This window comes from Marinimicrobium sp. (assembly GCF_002695945.1).
GTDB classification, from domain to species: Bacteria; Pseudomonadota; Gammaproteobacteria; order Pseudomonadales; family Cellvibrionaceae; genus Marinimicrobium; species Marinimicrobium koreense.
Window position 1 is genome coordinate 19,055 of sequence record NZ_NZQP01000027.1, and the last position, 25,288, is coordinate 44,342.

General features: G+C 61.8%; 21 protein-coding genes (1 of these 21 only partly in view). 9 read left to right on the forward strand and 12 right to left on the reverse strand.

The window, feature by feature from the left end; all coding sequences use genetic code 11:
• Positions 1-308 carry the 3' portion of a sugar MFS transporter gene (locus CMG77_RS06895; protein ID WP_502691775.1) on the forward strand. It extends 1,033 nt beyond the left edge of the window, so the window shows 308 of its 1,341 coding nt (coding positions 1,034-1,341); the start codon falls outside the window, past its left edge; the stop codon is at positions 306-308.
• Between the two features lie 72 nt (positions 309-380).
• Positions 381-1,472: an acyltransferase family protein gene (locus tag CMG77_RS06900; protein WP_286903842.1), complete on the forward strand. Its 1,092-nt coding sequence runs from the start codon at positions 381-383 to the stop codon at positions 1,470-1,472.
• Positions 1,473-1,549: 77 nt separating this feature from the next.
• On the opposite strand, the gene CMG77_RS06905 is transcribed toward CMG77_RS06900, so the two are convergent.
• Positions 1,550-2,521 (reverse strand): DUF4382 domain-containing protein, encoded by a 972-nt coding sequence (locus CMG77_RS06905; RefSeq protein WP_286903843.1) that lies wholly within the window; start codon positions 2,519-2,521, stop codon positions 1,550-1,552.
• 209 nt (positions 2,522-2,730) lie between these two features.
• On the opposite strand from CMG77_RS06905, the gene CMG77_RS06910 reads away from it, so the two are divergent.
• Positions 2,731-3,618 carry a DUF6502 family protein gene (locus tag CMG77_RS06910; RefSeq protein ID WP_286903844.1) on the forward strand — a complete coding sequence of 296 codons (888 nt, stop codon included), beginning with the start codon at positions 2,731-2,733 and terminating at the stop codon, positions 3,616-3,618.
• Positions 3,615-5,108 carry a DUF5666 domain-containing protein gene (locus CMG77_RS06915; protein WP_286804937.1) on the forward strand — a complete coding sequence of 498 codons (1,494 nt, stop codon included), beginning with the start codon at positions 3,615-3,617 and terminating at the stop codon, positions 5,106-5,108. Before CMG77_RS06910 ends, CMG77_RS06915 begins: the two co-directional genes overlap by 4 nt.
• Here CMG77_RS06915 and nagA read toward each other — a convergent pair whose 3' ends face one another.
• The 7 genes from nagA to CMG77_RS06950 all read right to left on the reverse strand — a co-directional run bounded on the left by nagA (position 5,109) and on the right by CMG77_RS06950 (position 12,231).
• Entirely contained in the window at positions 5,109-6,251 is a 1,143-nt protein-coding gene (nagA, locus tag CMG77_RS06920) for an N-acetylglucosamine-6-phosphate deacetylase (RefSeq protein WP_286903845.1), read from the reverse strand.
• A gap of 54 nt (positions 6,252-6,305) precedes the next feature.
• Positions 6,306-7,352, reverse strand: a complete 1,047-nt coding sequence (locus tag CMG77_RS06925) for an SIS domain-containing protein (protein WP_286804934.1) — start codon at positions 7,350-7,352, stop codon at positions 6,306-6,308.
• A 161-nt stretch (positions 7,353-7,513) separates the two neighbouring features.
• On the reverse strand, positions 7,514-8,554 hold the full coding sequence (locus CMG77_RS06930) for a LacI family DNA-binding transcriptional regulator (protein WP_286903846.1): 1,041 nt from the start codon (positions 8,552-8,554) through the stop codon (positions 7,514-7,516).
• Between the two features lie 108 nt (positions 8,555-8,662).
• Entirely contained in the window at positions 8,663-9,946 is a 1,284-nt protein-coding gene (locus CMG77_RS06935) for an ATP-binding protein (protein WP_286903847.1), read from the reverse strand.
• A gap of 27 nt (positions 9,947-9,973) precedes the next feature.
• Positions 9,974-10,672, reverse strand: coding sequence for a winged helix-turn-helix domain-containing protein (locus tag CMG77_RS06940; protein ID WP_286903848.1), 699 nt, complete (start codon positions 10,670-10,672; stop codon positions 9,974-9,976).
• A gap of 31 nt (positions 10,673-10,703) precedes the next feature.
• A complete protein-coding gene (locus CMG77_RS06945; protein ID WP_286903849.1) occupies positions 10,704-11,081 on the reverse strand; it encodes a DUF3019 domain-containing protein in 378 nt (125 codons plus the stop codon).
• Between the two features lie 40 nt (positions 11,082-11,121).
• A complete protein-coding gene (locus CMG77_RS06950) occupies positions 11,122-12,231 on the reverse strand; it encodes a MipA/OmpV family protein (RefSeq protein WP_502691772.1) in 1,110 nt (369 codons plus the stop codon).
• 434 nt (positions 12,232-12,665) lie between these two features.
• Here CMG77_RS06950 and CMG77_RS06955 point away from each other — a divergent pair, with 434 nt between their 5' ends.
• The 3 genes from CMG77_RS06955 (at position 12,666) to CMG77_RS16140 (ending at position 16,255) form a co-directional block, all read left to right on the forward strand.
• Positions 12,666-14,492 (forward strand): beta-propeller domain-containing protein, encoded by a 1,827-nt coding sequence (locus CMG77_RS06955; protein WP_502691776.1) that lies wholly within the window; start codon positions 12,666-12,668, stop codon positions 14,490-14,492.
• Positions 14,493-14,532: 40 nt separating this feature from the next.
• Positions 14,533-14,958: a DUF6174 domain-containing protein gene (locus tag CMG77_RS06960; protein WP_502691777.1), complete on the forward strand. Its 426-nt coding sequence runs from the start codon at positions 14,533-14,535 to the stop codon at positions 14,956-14,958.
• Positions 14,959-15,760: 802 nt separating this feature from the next.
• Positions 15,761-16,255, forward strand: a complete 495-nt coding sequence (locus CMG77_RS16140) for a tetratricopeptide repeat protein (RefSeq protein ID WP_502691778.1) — start codon at positions 15,761-15,763, stop codon at positions 16,253-16,255.
• Positions 16,256-16,363: 108 nt separating this feature from the next.
• Here the strand turns inward: CMG77_RS16140 and CMG77_RS06970 are convergent, their stop codons facing one another.
• The 3 genes from CMG77_RS06970 to CMG77_RS06980 all read right to left on the reverse strand — a co-directional run bounded on the left by CMG77_RS06970 (position 16,364) and on the right by CMG77_RS06980 (position 22,053).
• Positions 16,364-18,841, reverse strand: coding sequence for a TonB-dependent receptor (locus tag CMG77_RS06970; RefSeq protein ID WP_502691773.1), 2,478 nt, complete (start codon positions 18,839-18,841; stop codon positions 16,364-16,366).
• Between the two features lie 219 nt (positions 18,842-19,060).
• On the reverse strand, positions 19,061-19,717 hold the full coding sequence (gene pgmB, locus CMG77_RS06975) for a beta-phosphoglucomutase (RefSeq protein ID WP_286903855.1): 657 nt from the start codon (positions 19,715-19,717) through the stop codon (positions 19,061-19,063).
• A complete protein-coding gene (locus CMG77_RS06980; RefSeq protein WP_286903856.1) occupies positions 19,714-22,053 on the reverse strand; it encodes a glycoside hydrolase family 65 protein in 2,340 nt (779 codons plus the stop codon). The genes pgmB and CMG77_RS06980 overlap by 4 nt, the downstream gene beginning before the upstream one ends.
• A gap of 299 nt (positions 22,054-22,352) precedes the next feature.
• Here CMG77_RS06980 and CMG77_RS06985 point away from each other — a divergent pair, with 299 nt between their 5' ends.
• Together CMG77_RS06985 and CMG77_RS06990 are read left to right on the forward strand one after the other, a co-directional pair.
• A complete protein-coding gene (locus CMG77_RS06985; protein WP_502691779.1) occupies positions 22,353-23,561 on the forward strand; it encodes an MFS transporter in 1,209 nt (402 codons plus the stop codon).
• 102 nt (positions 23,562-23,663) lie between these two features.
• Positions 23,664-24,680: a LacI family DNA-binding transcriptional regulator gene (locus CMG77_RS06990; RefSeq protein WP_286903858.1), complete on the forward strand. Its 1,017-nt coding sequence runs from the start codon at positions 23,664-23,666 to the stop codon at positions 24,678-24,680.
• Between the two features lie 101 nt (positions 24,681-24,781).
• Here the strand turns inward: CMG77_RS06990 and pal are convergent, their stop codons facing one another.
• Positions 24,782-25,255: a peptidoglycan-associated lipoprotein Pal gene (gene pal, locus CMG77_RS06995; RefSeq protein ID WP_286903859.1), complete on the reverse strand. Its 474-nt coding sequence runs from the start codon at positions 25,253-25,255 to the stop codon at positions 24,782-24,784.
• Between the last annotated feature and the right edge of the window lie 33 nt (positions 25,256-25,288).

The following is a 25,288-nucleotide window of genomic DNA, read 5'->3' on the forward strand; positions in this document are numbered from 1 at the left end:
TNTTNGGNTGGCTNGGNATTCCCACGGTNCCCAANACNGTCATGTTCCTGGCGCTGCTGGGGCTGGCCAATGCCTTGTGCTGGCCGGCGATCTGGCCCCTGTCGCTGGCGGATCTGGGNAAGTACACCAGNGTCGGNTCGGCGCTGNTGATCATGGGGATTGCCGGCGGTGCGGTGATCCCGCTGCTGTACGGCCATTTTGCGGAAAGCACCAGCAATCAGGCGGCCTACTGGGTCATGCTCCCCTGCTACGCCTACATTCTGTTTTATGCCCTGAAAGGGCACAAGCTGCGCCGCTGGAAATCCTGAGCGGCGCTTCCCCCTCTCCTCTGCTTGGCCGGTCCGCACTGTCGCGACCGGTCACTTTTTTGAGGTGTCTCTATGTCTGAANCTTCTGCCNATCGACGTTTCCTTGCCCTGGATGTCATGCGCGGGCTGACCCTCGCACTGATGATTCTGGTCAACACGCCCGGCTCCTGGAATGCGGTGTACGCACCGTTACTGCATGCCGACTGGCACGGTGCCACGCCCACGGATTACATCTTTCCCTTCTTTCTTTTTATCGTCGGTTCGGCCCTGTTTTTCTCGAGCCGTTCGCGTACCGCGCAGCCGGTGTCGGCGCGGTTGCTGAATATTGTGCGCCGCAGTGCCCTGATTTTTCTGATCGGTGTGTTGCTCAACGCGTTTCCGTTTACGGAAGGTGTGGCGACGCTGCGCATTCCGGGCGTGCTGCAACGAATCGCGCTCGCGNACCTGTTGGCCGCACCGATTGCCCTGTTTGTGCCGGGGTTGTGGCGGGNCGTGATCATGGNNGGCCTNNTGCTCGGTTANTGGGCNNTNTTGCAGNTGGGGGANGATCCCTACAGCCTGCAGGGCTCGGTGGTGCGTCAGTTTGATCTGTGGGTATTCNGCGCGGAGCATATCTGGCAGGGCAAGGGGCTGGCGTTTGATCCGGAAGGCNTGTTGTCGACGCTGCCCTCGGTGGTGACGGTGCTGCTTGGCTTTGAGGCGACGCGCATTCTGGTGCTGGGTGCCTCGCGCTGGCGCAGTCTTGGGTTACTCGCTCTGGGCGGAGTGGTTCTGGTGTTGCTGGGCCTGGTCTGGCATCCGTGGTTTCCGATCAACAAATATCTGTGGACCAGTTCATTCGTGTTGCTGACCGGGGGCGCCGCGCTGTTGGTGTTGGTCGCCCTGGTGTTGCTGGAGTCATGGCCAGCGGTTAAGCCCGTATATCGGGGGTTCGCCATGCTGGGTAAGAACCCGCTGTTTATCTATGTGTTGTCGATCGTCCTGGCAAAAACCCTGTACCTGATTCCGGTGGGGGAGGGGTCGGCCTATCAGTGGTTGTATGCTTCCCTGGCGCAATGGTTCAGCCCCACCAATGCGTCGCTGTTGTTTGCCCTCCTGTTTGTCGCCGTGCACTGGCTGGTCGCCTGGTGGCTTGAGCGCAAGCGCATCGTCATTTCCATTTAAAACGGGTACGCAAAAAAAAGCCGCGAACCCCCAGAGTGTGGTTCGCGGCGCAAGCGGCGCGTCAGGCCAAAAAAACGTCAGGCGTCAGTCTGTTCTTCAGTCTGCTCTTCGGTGGTTTCGTCTTCTGCCTGGTCGATGGTGAAGTTCACCTCGGTGGTGGTGTCGGCTTCAACGGTGGCGTTGGCGGTACCGAAGAACACCAGTTCATCAACGGCTTCCGGATCGTCATCAACGGCACCGCAGGTGTAGGCCAGGGTGTAATCACCCTCGGACACAAAGCCGACTTCATAGCGGTATTCACCGTCCACATCAGACACCAGAGCGGTCGTCAGCGGGTCGGTTTCGGCACCGGATACATCGGTGGGGGTGACATCGGCACCGGAGTACACGTATACCGAGCCGGTCTGGTTGGCGGGGTCGGCGCACTGATCGACCAGTACCTCGGCGTCGACCTGTCCGGCAATGGTACCCACGGCGGTGTTGTCAATCAGGCGCAGTGCCGGCTTGAGGAAGGCGCCCGCCTGGCCGCCCGGCATGACTACCGATTTGCGCAGGTCAAAGTCAATGGTGAAGTTGGCGGTACCGCCGGCAACCACAGTGAAACCGCTGACCAGTTTCAGGCCGGTCTGGCTGCCACTGGGAACCCGCAGCTCCGGCATGGTGCCATCATCCAGCTCAATGTAAGAGTCCAGCACGCCATCGTGCTCGGCATTCACCGCCAGGCGGATCCACTCGTAGTCGCCAGCGGGCACGGTTTCATCGGTCAGCAGTGACTCGGAAGCAGAGCCNTGAAGAGACAGCAGATCGATGCTCTTGGGTTCNTCGAAGGTGAATTCCAGCGCTTCGCCGTCGGCGGGTTTCAGGGANACGCCGGANAATTCCACCACCACCTGGGCGGCGCTGTCGATGGGAGCGTCGGTCACGTTCAGGCTCAGGCGNCCTTCGTTGCTGCCGGCGCTGTTGTCGTTGGAGCTGCCACCGCAAGCCACCAGGGTGGCCAGGGATGCGGCGAGCGCCAATTGCAGTGGACGTTTTTTGAACTGTGTCATCGATATCACCTCGTTNGGGTTGATGGAATCAAAGNNTNANTGCTGATCCGGNGAGTGNNNGGCAGGCCCCAAAAGGGAGCGNTNTGTTGCTCTGCGTCTCACCCGGATCGTCTCTGATGCCGTTTTTTGACACTATAGTCCCAAAAGTGGGTTATTCAATGTGATTNNTATCACATTTTTTGAATGTTTTTTGACGCTATAATCCCAACATGAGCGATAGAACCCAAAAAGCCCTGATTCGGGCGCTTTATCGAATGCTGCGTCCGATGGTGCGGTTGCTGTTGCGCCATGGGGTGTCTTATCGCCTGTTCGCNGATATCGCCCGCCATGTGTATGTCGATACCGCCCGGGAGGACTTCGCGATCCCGGGGCGCAAACAGAGCCTGTCACGCATGGCGGTNTTGACGGGCATCAATCGCAAGGACATCGCCAAGCTNCAGGANCGCTCNCACCCTCTGTCCGATGCNCCCGCCGAACAACCGACGCCCGCTGCCCGGGTTATCACCGGNTGGCTGAATGACGTACGCTTCCACACCCCGGCCGGCGAGCCGGCGATGCTTCCGGTAGAGCGNGAAGATNCTGGGCCGAGCTTTACGGCGCTGGTGCGTGAATACAGTCGCGATGTCCCCGTGCGGGCCCTGCTGGATGAGCTGGAGCGCATCGAGGCGGTGCGGCGTACNGGTGAGGGCGTGTCGCTGTTGGCGAGAGGCTATATNCCCCTGGAAGACATGCAGGAAAATATCCGGATTTTTGGGACCGCGGCGGCAGATTTGATGGGCACCATGGATCACAATATTGCGAAACAGACACCGGGGCCNTTTATTCAGCGCACGGTCTCCTANGTCAACATCCCGGAGGAGCTGCTTGAACGCATTCGCGAGCGCAGCGCCCGGGAGGGGCAGGCCTTTCTGCTCCAGGTGAATGATTGGNTGGCCGAGTGTGATCGAGACCAGTCCCCGGAGCTTGCGGGCTCCGGCCAGGTACGGGCCGGCATTGGCCTNTACTATTTTGAGCAACGAAANGACGAGCGTTCATTTCCGGGTACCGGAGTCATCTCCGGCNAGGAAAATGCGACGCCCAGNGAGGATGATGCATGAAGCGGCTTGGTGTGGTCAGTGCAACACTGGGAGCCCTGATGATGGCGGGGTGCCTGAGCGACAGTTCGTCCGTGGCGGGGATTGAGGGCACCGGCAGTCCGACCACCGTCAGTGGCAGTGTGACTGCCTATGGCAGCGTCTACGTCAACGGTCTGCACATCGAGATCGATACCGCCGACATCTCCGTTGACGGTCAGCCGGCCGGGGTCGATGACATCACCCTGGGCATGGTGGTGGATGTCGAGCTTGACCAGTTGCAGGGGCAGGATGCGGTTGCCGCAGCGGTCCGCTATAACCGCACCCTGCGCGGTCCGGTGGACGCTCTGGTATCAAGCAGCGATGTCCGGCGTGAAATTCAGATTCTCGGGCAGACTGTGGTGGTATATGACGATGTGCGCTTCGATGGCATTGCCTTTGACTCGCTGGAGCCTGGGGCCTACCTCGAGGTGAGTGGTCTGGTGGCCGCCGAGGGACAGTGGCTGGCGACCAAAGTCGCCAGTGCCGATCGGGGCCCACTGACCGCTCAGGGCCGGGTAGAAACCTGGCGAGCGGATCAGCAGCGCTTCCAGCTCGGAGAACAATCGGTGGACGTCTCGCAGGCTCAGGTCAGTGGCGATCTGGCTGAGGGGGACACGGTAGTCGTGCGCGGCGGCGAGCGGCGCGGCGAACTCTGGTATCCGGATCGCATTGAGTTGATCGAGCCGGCCAGACCCCAGGAGGGAGGACAGTGGTACCAGGAAGGGGTTATTGAGCGGTTCGTCTCACGGGAGGCCTTCGAGGTGAACGGTATCCCGGTGGATGCCAGCGGGGCCCGAGGGCTGTCGGACCAGATCGAGCTCGGAGAAGGCGTTCGGGTGATGGTGAGCGGCACCCTGCGCAATGAAAGCCTGGTCGCCGAGCGGGTACAGGTGTTGCGCCCTGGGATCAACCGGATCCGCGCCAGGGTGGATGCAATCGATCCGGACCGCGGAGAGGTCGTGTTACTCGGCGGCCGGTATCAGCTAACGGACCTGACCGCGTTTGAAAACCCGGCCGGTCGCGGCAACCCGCGTGAGGGTGTCAACCTGAACAGCCTGCGGGTCGGAGAGTGGTTGGAACTCTATGCCTACTATGAGGGCGAGTCCCGGGTGGTCACGCGAGTCCAGCGGCAACCGGGCTATGTTGATACCGTCGCTCTGTCTGGCCCCGTAACCGCGATCGACCGGGATAACCGGTGGTTGACGGTGCTCGGGGTGACCGTGGCCGTTGACGGGGCCGACGGTGAGGCGCTGTTCGATGAGCTGGCGCTGGGCGATTCGGTGTCGGTGACCGGGGATGCGTCGGGCTCCCATGTGACCGCGAGGTCGTTGAGTCGCCGCGATGTGCCGGAGGATGTGCGGGGCTGTCCGCCGCCGCTGCCCGGTCAGTGCGCTGCGGCGACCGGGCCGTCGACTGCGGCACAGTCGACTATGGGTCCGGCCGACGCGGAGCTGCTGCAGTTCCGGTTCTGATCAGAACTGCTGTGCCGCCCCGTCAATCCAGCTCTGTTTGACTCGCAGCTGGTCGTCGACGGCCAGCAGGCTGGCCCGGTACCCCGGTGCCAGCCGTCCCAACTCCCGATCCAGTCCGAGCATCTGCGCCGGGTAGAGACTCGCCATTCGCAGGGCTTCCTCCAGCGGCTGTTCCAGCTGCGCCAAGGTATTGCGCACCGCGCTGAGCATATCCAGATCCGAGCCCGCCAGGGTGCCATCGGCGGTGGCGCAGCGGCCGTTGTCGGCGTGAATGGTCTCGCCCTTGAGGGTGAACTGCTTGTGCTGCGCGCCGACCGTCGGCATGGCATCGGTGACCAGCACCATTTTGCCCCGACACTTGGCGGCGAGCGCCACTTTGAGCGTGGCGGCGTGCACGTGATAGCCATCGACGATCAGGCCACACCAACTGTCGGGATCTTCCAGCGCGGCGNCCACCACGCCGGGTTCCCGGCTGGTCATCGGGGTCATGGCGTTGAACAGGTGCGTGAAACTGCGTACCCCGGCGGCCAGGGCGGTGCGAGTCTGCGCGTAGTCGGCGGCGGTATGCCCGGCCGCCACCATGACCCCCCGCTGACTCAGGTCGCGAATCAGCTCCGGAGTGGTCCGCTCTGGAGCCAGGGTGACNAGGGTAAACCCGTTATCCAGTGAGCTCAGCAGGTCCACGGCTTCGGGGGTCAGGCGGCGGAACTTGCTCTCGTCGTGCACCCCCTTGCGGGCCGGATTCAGAAAGGGGCCCTCCAGGTGAATACCCAGTACCCCGGGCACACCGTCGGCGATGGCCTGATGGACCGCCGCAATGGCCCGGGCCACGATGTCCAGATCATCACTGATCAGGGTCGGCAGAAAGCCGGTGGTGCCGAACCGCCGGTGGGCGGCGCCAATGGTGCGCAGGGTGTCGATGGTGGGGGCATCGTTGAACAGGGCTCCGCCGCCACCGTTGACCTGGGTATCAATCAGGCCGGGAATCAGTCGGGTTCCGTGCAGGTCTTCCACCCGGTAGTCGGTCGGAACCTGATCCTCGGCGACCAGCCCCTTGATGAGGCCGCCGTCGAGCAGCAGGGCCCGGTGCTCCAGCCACTCATCACCGGTAAATATCGGAGCGCGGATCAATGCCTGCTTCATGTCGGGTCTCTCCTGGGCTTACCTTGTGCGCTTGGTGTTGTACCTTGCGCTGCGTTAGACGGTTTCGGTTACTTTGTTCAGGTGCGGTGGTTCATCGGGATGATACCCGCGCGCGATGGCCAGTGCATTGGCCATGCGGTAGAAACTCTGGATCGCCAGGATGGGGGCAATCACCGGGTGAGCCTCGGGGACCACCGGCAGTGTGTCGGCAAGGTCCGCCTCGCCGGCCACCAGAACCCGGGCGCCGCGCTGGCGAAACTCCTGAACCAGTGATTCAGTGCTCTCGCGGGTCTCGTCCTGCTGGGCGAAAACCAGCACCGGAAAGTTTTCGCCCACGATGGCCATGGGGCCGTGCCGGACTTCGGCGGCGCTGAAGGCCTCGGCGTGCAGGCCGCAGGTTTCCTTGAGCTTCAGGGCGGCTTCCTGGGCAATACCAAAACCGAGCCCCCGCCCGATCACAAACAGGTTGTGCACGGGGGTCAGCGCCTTCACGGCATCGGACCAGTCGAACGACCAGGCCCGGGCAAGCGCCTCGGGCAGTTGGCGCAGCTCTGCGCGCAGGGTCTCGCTGTCCGCCCACTCGGTGACCAGATGCAGCAGGGCCGAGAGGCTGGCGATATAGGATTTGGTGGCGGCGACACTCAGCTCCTGACCGGCCTGCAGAGGCAGCACCAGGTCGGCCATCTGTGCCAGGGGGGAGTCGGCGACGTTGACCAGCGCCAGGGTCAGTGCTCCGGCGGCCTTGGCACGCTCGACATTGGCGAGCAGGTCCGGGCTTTTCCCGGACTGGGAAATGGCGATGTATAGCACACCGTCCAGTTGCTGCGGGCGCTGATACACCGATCCGACCGAGGGTGCGGCGGAACAGGTGATCAGGCCGAGCTGGGTTTCGATCAGGTATTTGGCAAAAGTGGCCGCATGGTCCGAGCTGCCCCGGGCGCAGGTGACCACGGCGCGGGGGCGGTAGGCGCGCAGACGCTCGGCGGCGGCCTTGACCCGAGAGGCGTTGTCGCTGAGCTGGTGACTGACCACGGCCGCGGCTTCGCCGGCCTCGCGGTGCATCAGAGTCTGGTCCGGAGCGGGTAATGAGGCGGTGTTCATGGAAACTCCTGTCTTGATCCCGGCATGGGTCCCGGTAATCCGGTAAGCCATCACGGGATGAATGATGCGTAGTAGATGGTGCTGTTAGACAACGTTGTCTTTTGGGCTATTCTGCACGCGTCGAGGAGGAAAGTAAAGCGGTTTGCCCAGGGTGGCCGGCGTCAGGAGGACGCCGGGGTGCGAGACGGGGGCGGACAGGTGGAGTCACGCACCACCAACTGGGGGTAAAACCCTTCGCTGTCGGTGGGTTTGTCGCCCTTGCGGTGGCGGATCTGATGGACCAACAGCTCCGCGGCCGTGCGGGCGATATCCGCATTGGGCTGACGGGCCGTGGTGAGGTTGGGCCAGGCCTGGCGCGAGAAGGGGCTGTCTTCAAAGCCCACGATGGACAGGTCCCTGGGTACATCCACGCCCGCCAGACGGGCCGCGAACAGGGTGCCCGCGGCAATTTCATCGTTACAGGCAAATACCGCGGTGGGCCTCGGGGTCAGGGCCAGCAGTTGCCGGGTCCGCTTGACCCCGGATTCGAAGGCGTACTCACCCTCGATGATCAGCCGGGGATCGGCGTCAATCTGGTTTTCCTTCAGGGCCTGCTGGTAGCCCGCGAGACGTTCGACGCTGGATTTGTGCGCCTCTTCCCCGCCCAGAAACGCAATGTGTCTGTGCCCCAGGTCGATCAGGTACTGGGTGATGTTGTAGGCCGCCGTGCGGTCATCCACAAACACGCAGGGTGAAAGAGTGTCCGGCGGCTGGCTTCCCGACAGTATCCGCACAAAGCGGATGCTGCGCTCGGTCAGGGCTTCCAGAACCTNGGGCATCTCGGACATGGGGGGAGTGAGCACCAGCCCGCCCACGCGGCTGCGGTCCACCATGCCAAAAATTTCCTCCAGCAGCTCCGGNGACTTGGCGTCGCAGGGGTGGATCACCAGCTCGTAATCCTGGCGGCGGCACTCATCGAGAATACCGCGCTGCATTTCGATCACATAGTTGCTGTTGGGGTTGTCATAGATGAAGCCGATGGAGGAGGCGGCGCCGCGCAGTACCCGCGCCGACAGGTTGGGCTGGTAGTTCAACTCCTTGATGGCCTTCCAGACCTTGTCCTGAAGCTCCTGGCCGACCGTGCTTTCCCGGTTGATAACCCGGGAGACGGTTTTAAAGGATACNCCGGCGCGCTTGGCAACGTCTTTGATGGTTGGCTTCATTACCACAGAAATCCGCTTGGCTGGGTGGAGACGGCCGTCGTGGGCGGCCAAAGCCGGGCACTATAGCATATCCGACAATGGCTTGATCCCGGCCCGCCCATGGCGTTGTTACGCNCCACCTTGAGGGGGCCAGTGAAGNGTGAAGCGGGCACCGCCGGTGGTGGCNCTATCCACCCGCACGGTGCCGTGGTGCCACTGCATCACCCGGTGCACNATGGCGAGCCCGAGTCCGAACCCGGCACTGTGCAGCTCCNGGGCATCGCGCAGGCGGACAAAGGANTCGAAGATCCGCTCCCGCTCTTCCTCGGGAATGCCCGGGCCGTCGTCCTCCACTTGAACCTGGGTGCCATCGGCGGCCGTAGTCAGGGTGATATCAATCCGCTCTCGGGCGTAGCGCAGGGCGTTCTGCAGCAGGTTNTGCAGGGCGCGCTCCATCAGCGGCCAGTCGCAGGTCACGGGGGGTGGATGGGCCGCCGTGTGCAGGTAGAGGCGTGGCGGATGCTCCAGGTGCCCACTGAGGCGCTGCCANAGGTCCTGCAGCAGGCCGGGCATGTCGCCCGGAGTGAGATGCAGGGTGGGCTGTTGCTCGAAGCGGGCGTAGTGCAGCAGTTGATTGACCAACTGGTCCATCTCCGTCACATCCGCTTTCAGGCTCTGCAGCCGGTTGCNCAGCGTCTGCGGGTCGCTNTTGGCATCGGCCATNTCCAGGGCGAATTTCATGCGTGCCAGGGGGGTGCGCAGCTCGTGGGAGACCGCGTGAGTCATTTCCCGCTGGGAGCGCAGCAGGTCACGAATGCGNCGGGCCATCTGGTTGAACGCCTGGGCCAGGCGTTGCGCGGCGGAATGCCCCTGCANCTCCATCACGGCGGTTTCAGGGTTGCGTCCGAGGGCCTCGGCCTGTTGNTCCAGACGGTTCAGGTCCCGGGTCAGGGGCCAGAGCCAGAAGAACACCACGGCCGCCAGGGCGCCGTAGAAGAGCAGCGCCAGCAGGGCTTCGAAACGCCGGGAGGCATCGGGGGTGACTTCCCCGATGANGATGACCTGGGGGTGTTCGGCGAGCTTGCGGTAGTGGTAGAGGTTGCCGTTGGCGTCCTCGAATGACAGCGACTCGCCGGCTTGAAGGCGCTGCTTGATCGCCTCCCCGGAAATATCGGACAGCGGCACCAGGCGGACATCGGTCTGTCCTTCGCGTGCCAGCCGGTGCACGAGGCTGCGGGTCTGGTCGAGCGGTCGGCCGGCGCTGCTGTGTTGCAGTACCTCGGCGAGAATGGCGCCCGGCGCCTGGGTTGGGTGTTCGGCCTGGTAGGCGCTCCAGAGTTGATCCAGNGCCCACCCCAANCCCAGGGTNGCCAGCACGATGAGCAGGTAAAGCGACAGAAAGGCTCTTTTCATGTCATGGCNGCCGCCGGTTCAGGCCGTTCACTCCGCTTCCCAGGCGTCGGCGATAAACAGATAGCCCCGGNCCCAGATGGTTTTGATGCGGGCGGGATTGTCCGGGTTATCCCCGAGCTTTTTGCGCAGTTGGGANACGCGCACATCAATGGTCCGGTCCATGCCATCATAAGGCCGCCCATAAAGCTCCCGGAACAGAAAATCCCGACCCACCACGTCCCCGGCGCGCTGGGCGAGCAACCACAGCAGGTCGAANTCGTGACTGGAAAGCTTGATGGGAGCGCCTTCGAGTTCGACACTGCGGGAGCCGCTGTGCACNTCCAGGGTNCCNAAGCTCAGGGTCTGTGGNGTGCTCGGAATGCCGGGNTCGATGCGCCGTAGCAGTGCCCGGATACGGGCGAGAAGAATCCGCGGCTCGGCGGGTTTGATCACATAGTCATCGGCGCCGAATTCCANNCCGAGAATCTGGTCGGCATCTTCGTTGCGGGCGGTGAGCATCATGATCGGGCCGGTGAACGCCGGGCGCAGTTCCCGACANAGGGTCAGGCCGTCTTTGCCGGGNAGCATGATGTCCAGNATCAGNAGNTCCGGTTGCANNTGACGGACCCGCTCCGGGACCCGGTCTCCGCGATCTTCCACCGCCACCTCAAAGCCGTTGTCGGTNAGGTAGTCCCGCACCAGGGCGGCAAGGCGGTGATCGTCTTCGGCCAATAGAATCTGTTGCATGGGTGTCCGGTTCGTCTGTTATTGGNAAGCGTCAGAAAAAATTCCAGGGCTTGCGTCGGCGAGAGCGGAANTCGGTGTACTCGCGGATCACTTCGAACAGTCGGCTGGCGAGCAACTGGTNGTCCCGCTCGGCGCGTAGCTGGAAGGTCANACTCTGTTCGGTGCGTGCCTCGTAGTGGTATTCGCCCTGGTCTTTTTCCNGCCAGCAGGCCAGGGGCTGCTCGCTCTGATCGACGAACAGACACAGGGCGTCGGGATAGTCACTGTGCCAGCGAATGTCGACNCGTTGCTCGCACAGCACCTGATTTTCCGCCAGAGCGCAGATGCTCGGTTTCAGNTCCAGCGCGCTGTCCGCCGCGCTGGCGCCGGCNACACACCANCCCGCCAGGATCCACAGGGATTGGCGCATGGGNNTNTTNTGGGTACTGCCACACCTCAGTTGCCCGAGTTTAAAAATGGTATACGCCCCCGACGAAGATTTGCATCACCTTATTCTGGTCAGTCAGGGGGCTGTGGCGAACNGCTTNGCTCAGNTGCTCGTACTGAACGCTGGCCAGCCAACGCCATTGTTCNTTNACCGGTCGGTTCCAGCTCAGCCGCACAAAGGGTGCCGTGCCGCTACCGGGGCGGTAGGCGGGACGGGCACCACTCGATTCCCCCTGGGTGACGCCGTAATAGTATTCCATCACCTCGGCGCTTTTCCAGCTGAATCCGAGGCTGATGCCCAATTGGTTGGCGTCCCGGCGGGTTCCGGTGCTGACNGCAAACCGGAGCTCTTCGCCATNGTGCACACCACTGACATCGGACAGCGCCTGGAGCTGCCACTGAAACCGGCCGAAGTCACCGGAGGTTTCCACTCCGGCCAGGGCGGCGATATTCCGGTCCCGGAGCGGGGGCGGTGATACCTGCGTGGGTTCGGGGTTGGCCGGGGCCGGGCTTTCCTGCTCCCGCTGATCCTCCTGCGGGCCCTCGAACGCGTCCTCATCGGCGACCGCCGGGGGTTCGGTGGGCGCATCGGGCGCTGGGCTGAAGTTGGCGCCCAGGGTGTTCAATCCGCCCTGGAGAAAAAAGCGGCCCCAGTCGTCCTCAAAGAAGTACAGGCCATCACCGCTGGGGGTGATCAACAGGTTCACCATCCAGTCCCGCCGATCGACCAGGGTGTAGCCCAGGTCCAGGTTGTCAAAGAAGAATCGCTTGCCGTAATAGGTGACCTGGGGAATCAGCACCAGCGGCACATCATCGGCGCCGGCGATCGGGTTGGTGCGCAGTCCGGCGCCCAGCGCCAACTGGATGTCCCAGGTGCCGGTCGCGACACAGCGGGCGCTGCTGTGTTCGCAGTGCCCCGCGTCGTCGTCCGCCAGGCTGGGCGACGCCAGACTCGATGCCAGCAGCAGTGCCGCCAGAGGGCAGGCGCGGACCAGGATGTCAGTTAAGCGCGTCATCAGATCGATACTACTCTCATTTCGGGGGGTGAGTTTATCACCGAAGGTGCACGCGTGACCTTCGGGCGGAGCTGTCGAGTCTTCAGTGTGCCTGTTGTACCGGGAAAAAGCCGTCATGCCTTTGTGAGAGTGTGTAAAAACCTGTAAGCCGTGGCGCTCTTCGTCCCGCAGCCGCCGCAGAGTTACACAAAATTACACTCTTTCGCAGTTGCGCTACAGAAACCGGCCGCCCGTGGGGCTAGAGTGAAGGGATGATGCCATAAACCCCACGACTTTTTTGAGGATGGATTCGCATGAACATTCGTTCAATGACTTTGTGCGCTTTGGCGGCCAGCCCGATGCTGCTGGTGGCTTGCGGTGGTTCAAACGGCGATGGAGAGGGCCCGGGCCGATACGATACCGATTACCGTCAACTCCGCTGGGCGGATCCCGACCTGGAGCCGCTGACCAATGAGCATTCACCGGAAGCCGTGTCGCAGTTCGTGCGCAACGGGCTGCGCTTGCAGATGCGCGCCGGTGACTATAACTGGGCCGAAGAGGGCGGCGTGGCGATGCCCGATGTATCGGACAACGCCGCGGAGGGTGGCGACGATTATTCCCGCACCAACGTGCACGTCGAGGGCGTGGATGAGGCGGACCGGTTGAAGTATGACGGCCGTTACCTCTTTGTTGCCGAGTCGCCCCAGTCCAGCTATCACCGTTTTGCCGAGAGTGTGGCGCTGGATGAGGCGGCCGGTGATGACGGGTCAGTGCCGGAGCCGCCGCCGGTTCAGGCGCTGCGCATCTATGAAACGGACCCGGAACAGGCCAGAGCCACTTACATCATGCGCTATGAGCTCGAACGGGACGCCGACTCGCCCCTGGTGCTGTCCCAGCTTTATACCCTGGAAGACGGTGACGCCACCGAGGCGGTCGTGGCCCTCAGTGACAGCCGTTATTACTACGGCGGCTGGGGCTGGATGGGCATGCCGGAGATTGCGCTGCAGGAGGGCCATACCCGGGTCGAGCTGGTGGACGTCCAGTCGCCGGAGAACCCTTCGATCCGCTGGTCTCTGGAAGTGGAGGGGACGCTGCTCAACAGTCGGAAGATCGGCGATGTGCTGTACCTGGTGTCCCGCAGCAGCCCNTACATTGAGGGGCTGGAGCCCTATGCGGGTACCGANGANGCGCGCCAGAACAACGAACGCTTGATCAGCTCCACCCCGATGTCTGATCTGCTGCCCGGCTATCGCGTGGATGAGGCGCCGGAGCANCCGCTGGTGAGTGAAGGGGACTGCTATNTGCCGGAAACATTGAACCCCGATGAAGGTTTCGCCGACATAGTGACCGTGAGCGCCTTCAATCTACGGGAGCAACGNCTGGTGAGCGCNGTCTGTGTCAACGCGCATTTGAGCGGGCTGTACATGTCACTGGACAGCCTTTATCTGGGAACCCGTGCCGGACTATGGCGGGAGGAGAAAACCGGGCTGCACAAGTTTGCCATTGCCGGGGGCGATATCCGCTATCGGGGNACCGGGCTGGTACCGGGACAACTGAACTGGTCGGACCCCTCCTTCAGCATGNACGAGGCNNAGGGTTACCTGCGGGTGGTGACCACCGTGTGGGAGGACTGGAGCGACCCGGAGCACTTTCTGCATGTGCTGAAAGAAGCGNCTGATTCCGACAGTCGCACCCTGGACGTGGTGGCANGGCTGCCCAATGANGCCCAGCCGGCGCCGATCGGCAAGCCGGGNGAGGATATCTACNCCGTCCGTTTCTTGGGAGACCGGGCCTATATNGTCACCTTTGAACGCATCGACCCGCTGTATGTGCTGGATGTCTCAGATAATGAAAACCCCTCGGTGCTCGGGGAACTGNAGATTCCGGGTGTGTCCAATTACCTGCACCCCGTNGGNGAGGGATACCTGGTGTCCGTGGGCCAGGAAGCCGATGAAAACGGCGGTTTCGGNGGGGTGAAAGTNGAACTGTTTGATGTGCGCGATGACCTGAANCCGGTCAGCGTCGAGGCCGTTGAGTTGGGNGGCTCCGGGAGNTGGAGCGAGGCGTTGACCGACCTGCGGGCGTTCAATTTNCTNCCGGTCGGCACGGATCAGTTNCGCTTTACNGTTCCGGTGACCCGCCGCGACGGTTACCGCTGGCTGGATTCCGGACTGTTTTTGTTTGAGGTCAACGAGCTGACCGGTACCCAGGCCACGCTGGAGACTCGGGAACCCTTGATCGTGGAGTCGGCGACCGGCTCTGGTTATGAGTATCCCATGGGGGGCGGCAGTGACCGCAGCCGGATGCATGGCGATACCGTGTACTACCTGCACGGCAATGACATCTGGGCGCGNGACTGGGATGAGCCGGAGTCGCTCGAAGGGCCTTTCAGTTTCTGACACAGGGGAGTGATGCATGATGCACAAAGTGATGATTTCCATGAACATTGCGTCCAACGGCCAGGCTCGGGAGCCNGAGGCGCTGTTGGAGCTCCGGCGTCGCGTCCGGGACGTGAGTGCCAGCCCGGAAGAGGCGCTCCACACACACTGGCAGCTCTGGCAGATGAGCGGGTTCGATGCCTATCAATTCACGCTCAGCCGATGCGGCTCGGTAGGATGCAACGACATCCGGGTCAGAGTGGCGGCCGGCGCGGTTGTGTCGGCGCATGAGCTGGGCACCGGCAAGGCCTGTTCGACCGCCGAGGTGGGCACCGTGGATGANTATTTCCGCTGGATCGAAGCAGANCTGTACCGCAAACCCCGGACACCTCAGGCGGTCTATCACCCGCTGTATGGCTACCCCCTGAGCTTTTCCCTGCAGGCGGCCCACGACAGCCGGCGGGCATTGGAGCGTCAACTGGCCTAGCGCAATCACCTCAGACAACCGGGGTCGGCGAGGGACCGGTTNAGCCGATGACCCGGGCNGAGGTTGTGCACCGGGCGAACATTTTNTCCGCTAAACTGTCTNAGTACCGGTACACNGAATNTNCAGATCCGGGCTTCCTCCGANTCTGNCGGTGATTGCGAGAGGTGTCTCGATGCGCATACCTTGGGCCCCTGCGGCCTTTGTTCTGCTGCTCGGCGCCTGCAGCCACATGGAGCCCCTGCCTGAGTGGGTGCAGGCGCCTTCCTCCCGGGACCTTGANCAGGTCCTTTCCGGCGAGCTGTTGTTTGACGAGCCGCCCGCCGATAACGAATTGCCTCCCTATGACCTGATGACGCTCTCGCCCATGATGCGGGTGGTGGCGGAAGAAGTCGCGCTGCAATATCGCCACCCGGACCAGCGGGCGGAGGCGCTGCACCGGGCACTGCTGTCCTCCCCGATGGCCGGTGGGCTGGGCATGCGCTATACCGCGCTGAATACCACCACCGCAGCGCGTGCCTTTGAGCGGCGCGAGGTGAACTGCCTCAGCTTCACCCTGATGTATGTGGCCATGGCCCGGCACATCGGCCTGAACGCTGAGGTCAACGACGTGCAGGTACCGCCGGTGTGGGATTTTCGGGATGGCGAGTCTTTCCTCCTGTTCCGCCACGTGAATGCCAAGGTCATGCTGCCCCGCGGTGAGGAACTGGTGATCGACCTGGAAATGGAGCGTTACAGCCCGGTGTACGAGCAGAAAGTGATCGGTGACCGGGTGGTGGCCGCGCAGTTTTACAATAACCTGGGGATGGAGCGGGTGGCCGCCGGCGACCGACGCCAGGGCTTTCTGCACCTGCGCAGAGCATTGCAACTGGATGACCGGCAGAGCTACCTCTGGAACAACCTGGGAACCCTGTACAAACGCATGGGCGTGAATGGTGCCGCGGAAGTGGCCTACCGGCAAGGCCTGACACTGGCGCCGGGAGACCTATCCCTGATGAGCAATCTCGCCAGCCTGTACGAGGCCGAGGGTGAGACGGACAAAGCCGCGTATTTCCTGGAACGGGTGCGCAAGCATCGCAACAGTAACCCCTATTATCTGTATTCATTGGCTCGCGAGCAGCTTGCCAATGGCGATCTTGCCCAGGCCGAGCGATACCTGGAACAGGCGATTGCGCGCCAGGCCGAGGAGCCGAGGTTCTACGCCCTGGCAGCGGAGATCTATGACCAGCGGGCCTTGCCTGAAAAAGCGGAATTGATGCGTCGCAAGGCGGAAAGCCGGAGGGAGGAGGTCTATCTGTAAGCCGGAATACCGTGGTTCAATAAGGTGACATAAAAAAGGGGACTGGCGCGAAGCGCACAGTCCCCGAAGCGATAGACACTGGCTAAGGTCTATGCAGGAGGTTACCTGTCAGAACTGATAGCCGATGGAGAACTTCACGTTGCGCGGCAGAATGTACCGGCCGTTGGCCGATACCCCAGCGGCCCGCGGGTCGCCCTCGGTCAGCGCTTCTTCATCGGTAAGGTTATCCACCGCCAGTTGGAACTCCAGATTCTCGACATTCACAATCACACCGAGATCGAACTTCTCGTAGCTGGGCAGCTTNTTGATGTTGCCGTTGTCGCTGTAGCGGTCGCCGATGATGCTGGCGGTACCGTAGACCACNGCATCCACACCGTTGGCGAAGGACAGGTTGTAGCTCGGTGACAGGCGGATCTGNGAGTCCGGCTGGCGCTGGACGCTGTTGCCGGCATCGTCACCGCTCTTGATCTCGGTGTCCTGCANGGTGGCGTTCAGGGTCAGTTCGAACTCACCGAAGTAGAGGTTACCGTCCAGTTCCACACCCATGGCTTCGGTTTCCAGGCGATCGAAATCATTCAGCGCGACGTTGCCGAACGGNTGCCCTTTGGTTTCGTTCATGAAGCCGGTGGCGTACAGAGAGTAATTGGCCTGGGACAGCTTGTAGCCCAGTTCGTACTGCTGGACATCAATGATCAGATCCGAGCCATTCTGGAAGTCACCGCGGAAGTCACGATAGGCGTCGAAGTCCGGGAANTTCACCCCGTCGTTGATGCGCACAAATACGCCCGAATCTTCGGTCAGTGCCCAGTTGGCGGCGGCGGTGTAGGTNACCTTGTCTTCTTCGGTGTCCAGGGTCAGATCCGNAATACCGTCNCGGGCNCCATCGTCTACCGAGTAGGTGGTTTCGCGGGTCACCACGCGCACACCGGCATCCAGGGTCAGNTCGCCGAGGTAGGTTTCCCCNGCCATGTAGAAGGCGTTTTCNCGGGCNTCACCGATGGCGTCCACATCGTANTTGAANCCGCAGGTNGTCTGNTCAAAGTCNTGGCAGGCNTCGTCCACGCTGTCCGGGNTGATCATCTNACCATTCTGGCCNANCTCNTAGTANTTGGAGTTACCGATGGACCAGATNTCNTCGACTTCCCAGGTNGAGGCGTAGTAGCCCANGGTCAACTTGTAGTCGTCCCACTGCTTGGCAAGACTCAGGTCNTTGCTGAACGCTTCGATGTCTTTTTCCACCACCCAGGGACCGAACCGCTGNACNAGNGNGTTGGCGGCCACTTCGNCACCCGNGATGGTGGTGCCGGCCAGTCCGCCATTGAGGCTGCCCATGGTTACCGCCGCACCGTCCGGNACGAAACCGTAGGTATCGGCATCNCCCTTGGTGAGCCCGAAGCGGTCGGTNAAGGTCCAGCCGTTGGCCAGGTCCAGCTCGATCGAGCCGCCGGTCACGCTGCCGTCCCAGCCGCGCCCNTTACCCATGTCGCGCATTTCGAAGGTGGTTTCAGTGCCACCCATGCCNTCGCTGCCNCTGTAGGGCACCAGNACATTGCGGTTGGCNGGNCCGACCTGAGTGTAGCTGGCGTCAATCCCGGTGGGGTTGCCGTCGCTGTCCTGNAGNGCCACCGGCAGGTACCAGGTGCCGTGNTCATCGGTCGCGCGGTGGAACAGGTTGATCTTGCCGTTATCGAGTCGCTTGGTGAGGTTGATGGTGAANTGGTTGCCTTCCTCGGCATCGAACCCGGCTTCACGGATACCTTCGGAGGAGCTCACATANCCGCCGATCATGTAGTAGAGGTCGTCGCTCAGCTCGCCGCTGACCATGCCGTCCACCCGCTGCANGCCGAAATCGGAGGTGGAGTACTTNAGNACGCCNTCGGTATCNGGGCCGCCCTCTTTCAGAATGAAGTTGGTGGTCAGACCGACCTGNCCGTTGGAGTAAACCGGGTTGGGACCGCCGCGCAGGCCTTCCATGCGCTCGATGGTTTCATCNACGCGGAAGATCGTGGAGTTTTCCAGAAAGGAGAGGGTGGGCGGTGGGTAAACGGCCAGGCCGTTGACGGCAACGGTGACAAANTCGGCATCACCGCCACTCGGGAAACCGCGAACGAAAATGTTTGCCCCGGANACNCCGCCGGAGCTCTCAACCCAGACGCCGGGGACCGTTTTCAGCAGGTCGGCGGTACTGGANGGNGCNTTGCGCTTGATGTCTTCGGCACTGACGGTGGAAATGGCAAAGCTGGCGTCCAGCTTGCGCATGGCGGCACCCCCGGGCGTACCGGTGACCACCACTTCTTCAATGGGGCCCATGGCGGGTTGCTGCTCGGCTTCCTGGGCCTGGGCCGGAACGGCCAGCGCCAGCGCGGCCATTGANCCAAGCCACAGTACCGGGCGGCGTGAGTGCTTCAGGGCGTTGAGTGTTCGGGCCAGAGGCTTCTGGGTCATCATGGCATTTCTCCTCCCCGCGATGCGGGTCATTATTGTTGGACGTATTGTTGGTCGTTGNTGAGCNCAGCTGGGCCGGTCGCTGTTGGACGGTCCGATATTTTTTGTCTCTCTCGGTGTTGCCTGTNTTGTTCTCTCCATGGGGGNACCTCTTTTGGANGCGCCCGGCTCGGGGCGCNNGAGGGGTATTCCNCCGCGCTCGATTTTTAGCTTAGTTCAGCTAACTCCGTATTGCAATCGATTGCAAATTATTTTTACAAACGATTTCATAATAACTGAGTGATCCCTATATAACGTCTGATTCTGATACCGGTTACGGTTTTTGGCGCCAATTCGGGGCCGGGTTTCGGGCTCCGCCGCTCAGCGGCGGGCCTCAAAGCACGAATCCGGACGGAAGTCNGCCAGGCTCGGGACGCACTGGTCGGCTTCCGCCAGTACCCTGTCATCGCCAATGCCAACGGCGTACATGCCGGCCCGCTTGATGGCGGTAACGCCCGCCGCGGCATCTTCAATGCCCACACACAGGGCCGGTTCAACACCCAATCCCCGAGCCGCCAGGGTAAAAATCTCCGGGTCGGGTTTNGGGTGTTTNACCCGTGCGGCATCGGCAATGTAATCAAAGCGGTGGGCGATGCCGAGTCCGTCAATCACCGCCCGGGCGTTNTTACTGGCGGAGGCCAGCGCCATTGGAATGTTCCACTCGGCCAATTGATCCAGGAGCTGCGCCGCCCCCGGTAACAGGTCCGCCGGGGTCAATTGAGTGACCAGTTGTTGGTAGCGCTGGTTTTTGCGGTCCGCCAGGGCNAGCTTTTCGTCCTCCCGATATGGGCGGGAAGCGCCCTCCAGAACAATCNCGAGCGATGCCATCCGATCCACGCCCTTGAGTCGCTCATCGGCGTCGGCCGGCAAGCGAAACCCCTCTTCTTCGGCCAGTTGCTGCCAGGCGGCCAAATGAAGGCGGGCGGTATCGGCAATNACACCATCCAAGTCAAATATAGCAGCTCGGTAAGCGGTCATNGGGTGGGACTCCTCAGTGGGGCGGCGACAGGCGCCTGGTCTTGCNCCAGGGCAATGGTGTGCTCGCCATGTTGAAGGGTGATGGGGGCGCCTTCGAGCAGTTGATAGTGCGCCTGGGAGGCATCGACGCTGACCTCAATCAGCCGGCCCTGANCCCGCACCTTGAANCGGTAGTGGCTCAGGCCCTTGGGTAAGGTGGGGTTGAACATCAACTGATGATGTTGCAANCGCATGCCACCGAAACCCTGCACGAGGCACAACCAGGTACCCCCCATGCAGGCGGTATGAATGCCGTGCTGGGTGTTGCGGTGGTGATTGTCCAGATCCATCCGCGCCACCTGTTCGAAGTAGTGGCGGGNCTTGTCCGGGTAGCCCACCTCATTGGCCAGAATGCTGTGCATGCAGGCGGACAGGGTGGAGTCGTGGGTGGTGATGGGTTCGTAAAAGTCGAAATCCCGTTTTTTCTGCTCCCGGCTGAATTGGTCGCTGAGCAGGAACAGCGCGAGCACNGTGTCCGCCTGTTTGCAGACCTGGTGACGGTAGATGGTCAGCGGGTGGTAGTGCAGCAGCAGCGGGTAGTGGTCCGCGGGCGTGTGCTCAAAGTCCCAGCGGGGTTTGTCGAGGAAACTGTCGTCCTGCAGGTGGATGCCCTGGCTTTCGTCATAGGGCAGATACATGCGCTCCGCCGCCTGCGCCCAGTCGGCCACCTCCCGCTCNTCCAGTGCCATGGCCCGGTACAGCTCCTTGGCTTTTGCGGGCGCCTGGTCTTTCAGCCACTGGTACAGCTCGACCGCATAGCGCAGATGGGCCTGCGCCATGGCGTTGGTGAAAAAGTTGTTGTTCACCAGGGCGGTGTATTCGTCCGGCCCAGTGACTTCGTTGATGCAGAACTGATCGCCCCGATGGGCGTTGTAGTGCCCGATGGCGGGCCACAGTCGGGCGCTCTCCAGCACCNCTTCGGCGCCGGCCTCAATCAGAAAGTCATCGTCCCCGGTGGCTTCGTGGTACTGCTTGACCGCATAGGCGACATCGGCGTTGATATGAAACTGGGCCGTGCCCGCCGGATAATAGGCGGAGCACTCTTCCCCGCCAATGGTGCGCCAGGGGAACAACGCGCCTTTGGGAATGGCCAGCTCCCGCGCCCGGGCGCGGGCGGCATCCAGAATGCTGTGTCGATAGAGCAACAGGTTGCGCGCCAGCTGCGGCTGGGTATAAAGAAAAAAGGGCAGGATATAGATTTCACTGTCCCAGAAGTAATGGCCGTCGTAGCCGTGGCCGGTGAGNCCCTTGGCGGCGATATTGGTGCCGGGGTCNCGCCCCAGAGACTGGAACAGGTGGAACAGATTGAAGCGAAGCCCNTGTTGCAAAGCGGGATCTCCGCCCACCTCGATATCCGAGCTCGCCCAGAAGGCATCCATGGCGGCGCGCTGATCCCGNGCATAGTCGTCAAACGACCGCTGCTCGCACCGGGCCAGCAGGTCATTGAGGTCTGGCGCNTCGTCGCCGCCATGGCCGTAAACGACGTACTTGGTGAGCACCAGGGGCGCCTCGGGGGTCAACGTCACCTGNTATCGACAGGTGGCCCGGAAGTCGTCGGTGTCGTGTGNCGGCGCGCTNACGNTCGCTCCTTCCAGGCGGTGGCCGGCGGCGCTGCTCAGCGTNAAACCGCTGCTTTTCAGATGGTGGCTCAGGGTCAGCCGTCCGTCCTGTGCGGTCTGGATGCGGGGCTCCAGGTCTTCNATATTGACCCCNGCGCCGACCCTGGGGTCATCGCTGTCCGCGGAGGCGGCGGGGGTGGCGTCCAGGCTCGAGGTCACGCCCAGTTCGCCGGTNCCGGACTCCAGNGACAGCCGATACTCCATGANGACCAACTGNCGCTCGGTCAGGGACACCAGGCGGCGGCTGGCCAACCGGAGNATCTGGCCACTCGGGGCGCGCCAGCGCCACTGACGACTGACCAGACCGTTATCCAGCTCCAGCTCGCGCTGGTGCTCAANAAGTTCACCCTCACTGAANTCGACGGCAACGCCATCCAGNGTNAGGCCCAGCTCATGGGGAAGGGCGGCGGAGGCAATTCGCTGGTTGTTTTTGGCGTAGCCATAGGCCTGCTCGCCGTAGGTGATGGGCTCTGAGTAGTACACGCCGTTCAGGTAGCACCCGGATTCGGCGGCGCCGGCGGCGAATCCTTCATCGAAGGTGCCGCGCAGGCCAACATACCCGTTGCCCAACGCAAACAGAGTGGCGTTTAGTCCGTAGTCATCGGCGTGAAAGCCGGTCTCGGTGATGCGCCAGGGGTTGAGGCCGTAGCGATCCGATGCGCGAGAGCTGTGTTGCATGGCTGTCGTTACCCGTTATCGATAGAGTGAACCAAAGTGGTCTGTCGGGCCGCGGTGAAGCCGGCGGCGATCCGGACGGGACCNTTTAGAGNAAGTTTAGCATNCTTGCAATCGATTGCAATTGGTTATTTTGCTGCTATTATTGGNTGAACANNGCAACAGGTGCCATCGCCGGTGCCGGGTGTGNTGTCTATCGGGGGCCGAACCCCNGGGGTTTCGGNTCAGGTCCACGCAGGCGTCTTGCGGGGCGCNTTCGAAGGTTCATAACAATGAATAAACGCCTGATTATTCTGGTACTGATGCTCAACTACTTTCTGTTCGGTCTGTTGCTGAACAGTGTCGGAGTGGTGATCCTGCAATCCATCAACAGCTTNGGCGTCACCAAGGAGAGCGCGGCGCTGCTGGAAGGGTTCAAGGATATTCCCATTGCAGTGGTGTCCTTTCTGGTCGCGTCCTTTCTGCCACGGCTGGGATACCGGCGTGCGATGATGATCGGCCTGGGGGTGGTATTGCTGGCCTGTCTGTCGATGCCGATTCTGAGCAGTTTCTGGGCCACCAAAATGTTGTTTCTGGCNATCGGCTCGTCGTTTGCGCTGATCAAGGTGTCGGTCTATGCCAGTATCGGGATCCTGGCGCCGGAAAAGCAGGCCCATGCGAGCCTGATGAACGCCATCGAGGGGGTGTTCATGCTGGGGGTGTTGTCCGGCTATTGGGTGTTCAGCTTNTTCATTGACTCGGATCGTCCCGAGAGNATGAACTGGCTCAANACNTATTGGTGGCTGGCGGGCATCTGTGGGTTCAACCTGGTGGTNATGGCNTTCATCCGCTTTGGTGAAGACAAGGTGCAGCCGGCCGCGGCCAACTTTGGTCAGGACTTTCTGGCNATGCTGAAGCTGACCGCCCGCCCCNTGGTGTACATTTTNGTGGCATCGGTCTTTCTNTACGTCCTGATCGAGCAGGGCATTGGCACCTGGTTGCCGACGTTCAACAATCAGGTGCTCAACCTGCCCAGCGCCATCAGCGTGCAGGTGACCAGCATTTTTGCGCTGTGCCTGGCCATCGGGCGNNTGGGGGCGGGNGTGCTGCTGCGCGGTATCAACTGGTATGTGTTGCTCAGCGTCTGCGTGGTNGCCATGGGCCTGTTGGTGATTCTGACCTTGCCGCTGTCNTANAACGTGACGGTGGAACCGGATGTGGGCTGGCTCAANCTCCCGNTGGCCGCGTATATTTTTCCNCTGATNGGNCTGTTCATGGCGCCGATCTATCCGGCGCTGAGCTCGGTGGTGTTGAGCTCCCTGCCGCTGCATCAGCAATCGTCCATGGCNGGCTTGATCATCATTTTTTCGGCCCTGGGTGGAACGACCGGGTCNATGTTGACGGGCATTGTGTTNGGNCAGTTTACCGGACAGGTCGCGTTTTATATGGCGCTGGTACCCATGGCCCTGATTCTGATTCTGCTCCGGGGNTTGAAGCGTGAAACCGACCGGGCCGACGCNCNGGAAGGGTAATCGCGGCTATACAAGTATCTGACCGGTACTTTAAGATGGTCCNGATGACAATCGTGCGGGGTGGGCCTGTCAGCCCACCTGTCGCTTGACCGGAAAATGACCATGTCCCGACGAAAACCTCAGGAACCTGTATCCATCGCNGACATCGCCCGCCGAGCGGGGGTGTCGGAGTCAACGGTATCCCGTGCCCTGAACAATAACCCNGCGGTGAATATCAAAACCCGCGAAAAGGTTCAGGCGCTCGCCCGGGAAATGAATTACAAGGTCAATACCGGCGCCCGGAATCTGCGCCTGCAGCGCAGCCATACCATTGCTCTGGTGATCAANGCCGAGAGCGTGGACGGNCAGACNTTCTCTGANCCGTTCATGATGGATATGATCGGTGCTATTGCGGATGAACTGAACGAGCATCAATACAGCCTGCTGTTCTCGAGCAATGCGGTATCACCGGAGGACTGGCATGCGCACTTGCTGGGCTCNCGTCGCGCCGACGGCATCATTGTGATCGGTCAGGGGCGTGATGATGCGCCGCTNCGCCAGTTGCANAAGGAAGGGGATGCNATTGTCGTCTGGGGCGCGCGCGAACCCGANGCGAACTACTGCATNGTCGGCAGTGATAACTACATGGGGGGGCAGTTGGCCAGTCGTCACCTGATAGGGCGCGGTTGCCGNCGGATGTTNTTTCTCGGAGATGTGGCGCANCCGGAAATNCAGGGGCGTTTTCANGGGTACTTTGATGCGCTGACCGAGGCCGGACTGTCGTCCCAGGAGCACCATGTNCAGGCGGCGTTTTCCATTGANTCCGGGTATCAGCATGTGGTTGAGTTGTTGGAGGAAGGGCTCGANTTCGATGGGATTTTTGCCGCCAGCGANAATATCGCGATGGGCGCGATCAAGGCGCTGCAGGANAAAGGTATCCGGGTGCCCGATGACGTTGCGGTAGTGGGGTTTGATGATATCCCCATNGCCCCCTATTTCAATCCGCCTCTGACGACCGTGCGCCAGGATATTCATCGGGGCGGGAANCTGCTGGTCCAGAANGTGATGGCGTTGGTGAAGGGGCANCCGGTGACGTCCGAAGTCTTGAAGACCGANCTGGTGGTGCGCGCGTCGTCCTGACCGCTGAGGCTTACCCANTGGGTATTACATCCCTGCAAGTGTTCCCACCAAAAAAAACGGCGCCGATAAGGCGCCGTTTTTTCGTGCNTTGAGTGAGCGACTTACTTCAGCTCNACACGACGGTTCTGTTCCCAGGCGCTTTCATTGCTACCCTGAACNGCGGGACGCTCTTCACCGTAGCTGACGGTTTCGATGCGGCTGGCCGGTACGCCCTGAAGTACCAGGAAGTCACGAACGGCTTTGGCNCGACGCTCNCCCAGGCCCATGTTGTACTCGCGTGAACCACGCTCATCNGCATGACCTTCCAGACGAACACGGTCGCCNCTTTCNTTCAGGCGCTCGGCGTGAGCNACCAGAGTGGCNCGNGCNTNNGGCTTCAGNGTGGACTTGTCGAAGTCAAAGTAAAAGGTGGTGTCCAGCTCGGGCTCGGGTTCCGGTTGGGGNTCCGGCTCGGGCTCNGGNTCGGTGACGGTGGGTTCTTCAACAGGCTCTTCCTGNGTGGAAGTGGAGCTACAGCCCACGAGCAGNCCNGTNGNGGCGATCAGAATCAGAAAGCTTTTCAAAAGATTGTTCATCGTTCTCTCCCAATTTGGTGAACAGAGTTACAT

Coding starts and splice junctions, on each gene's coding strand:
- CMG77_RS06915 (WP_286804937.1), top strand. CDS start 3,615: ATGAAGCGGCTTGGTGTGGTCAGTGCAACACTGGGAGCCCTGATGATG.
- CMG77_RS06925 (WP_286804934.1), bottom strand. CDS start 7,352: ATGAACACCGCCTCATTACCCGCTCCGGACCAGACTCTGATGCACCGC.
- CMG77_RS16140 (WP_502691778.1), top strand. CDS start 15,761: ATGGAGCGGGTGGCCGCCGGCGACCGACGCCAGGGCTTTCTGCACCTG.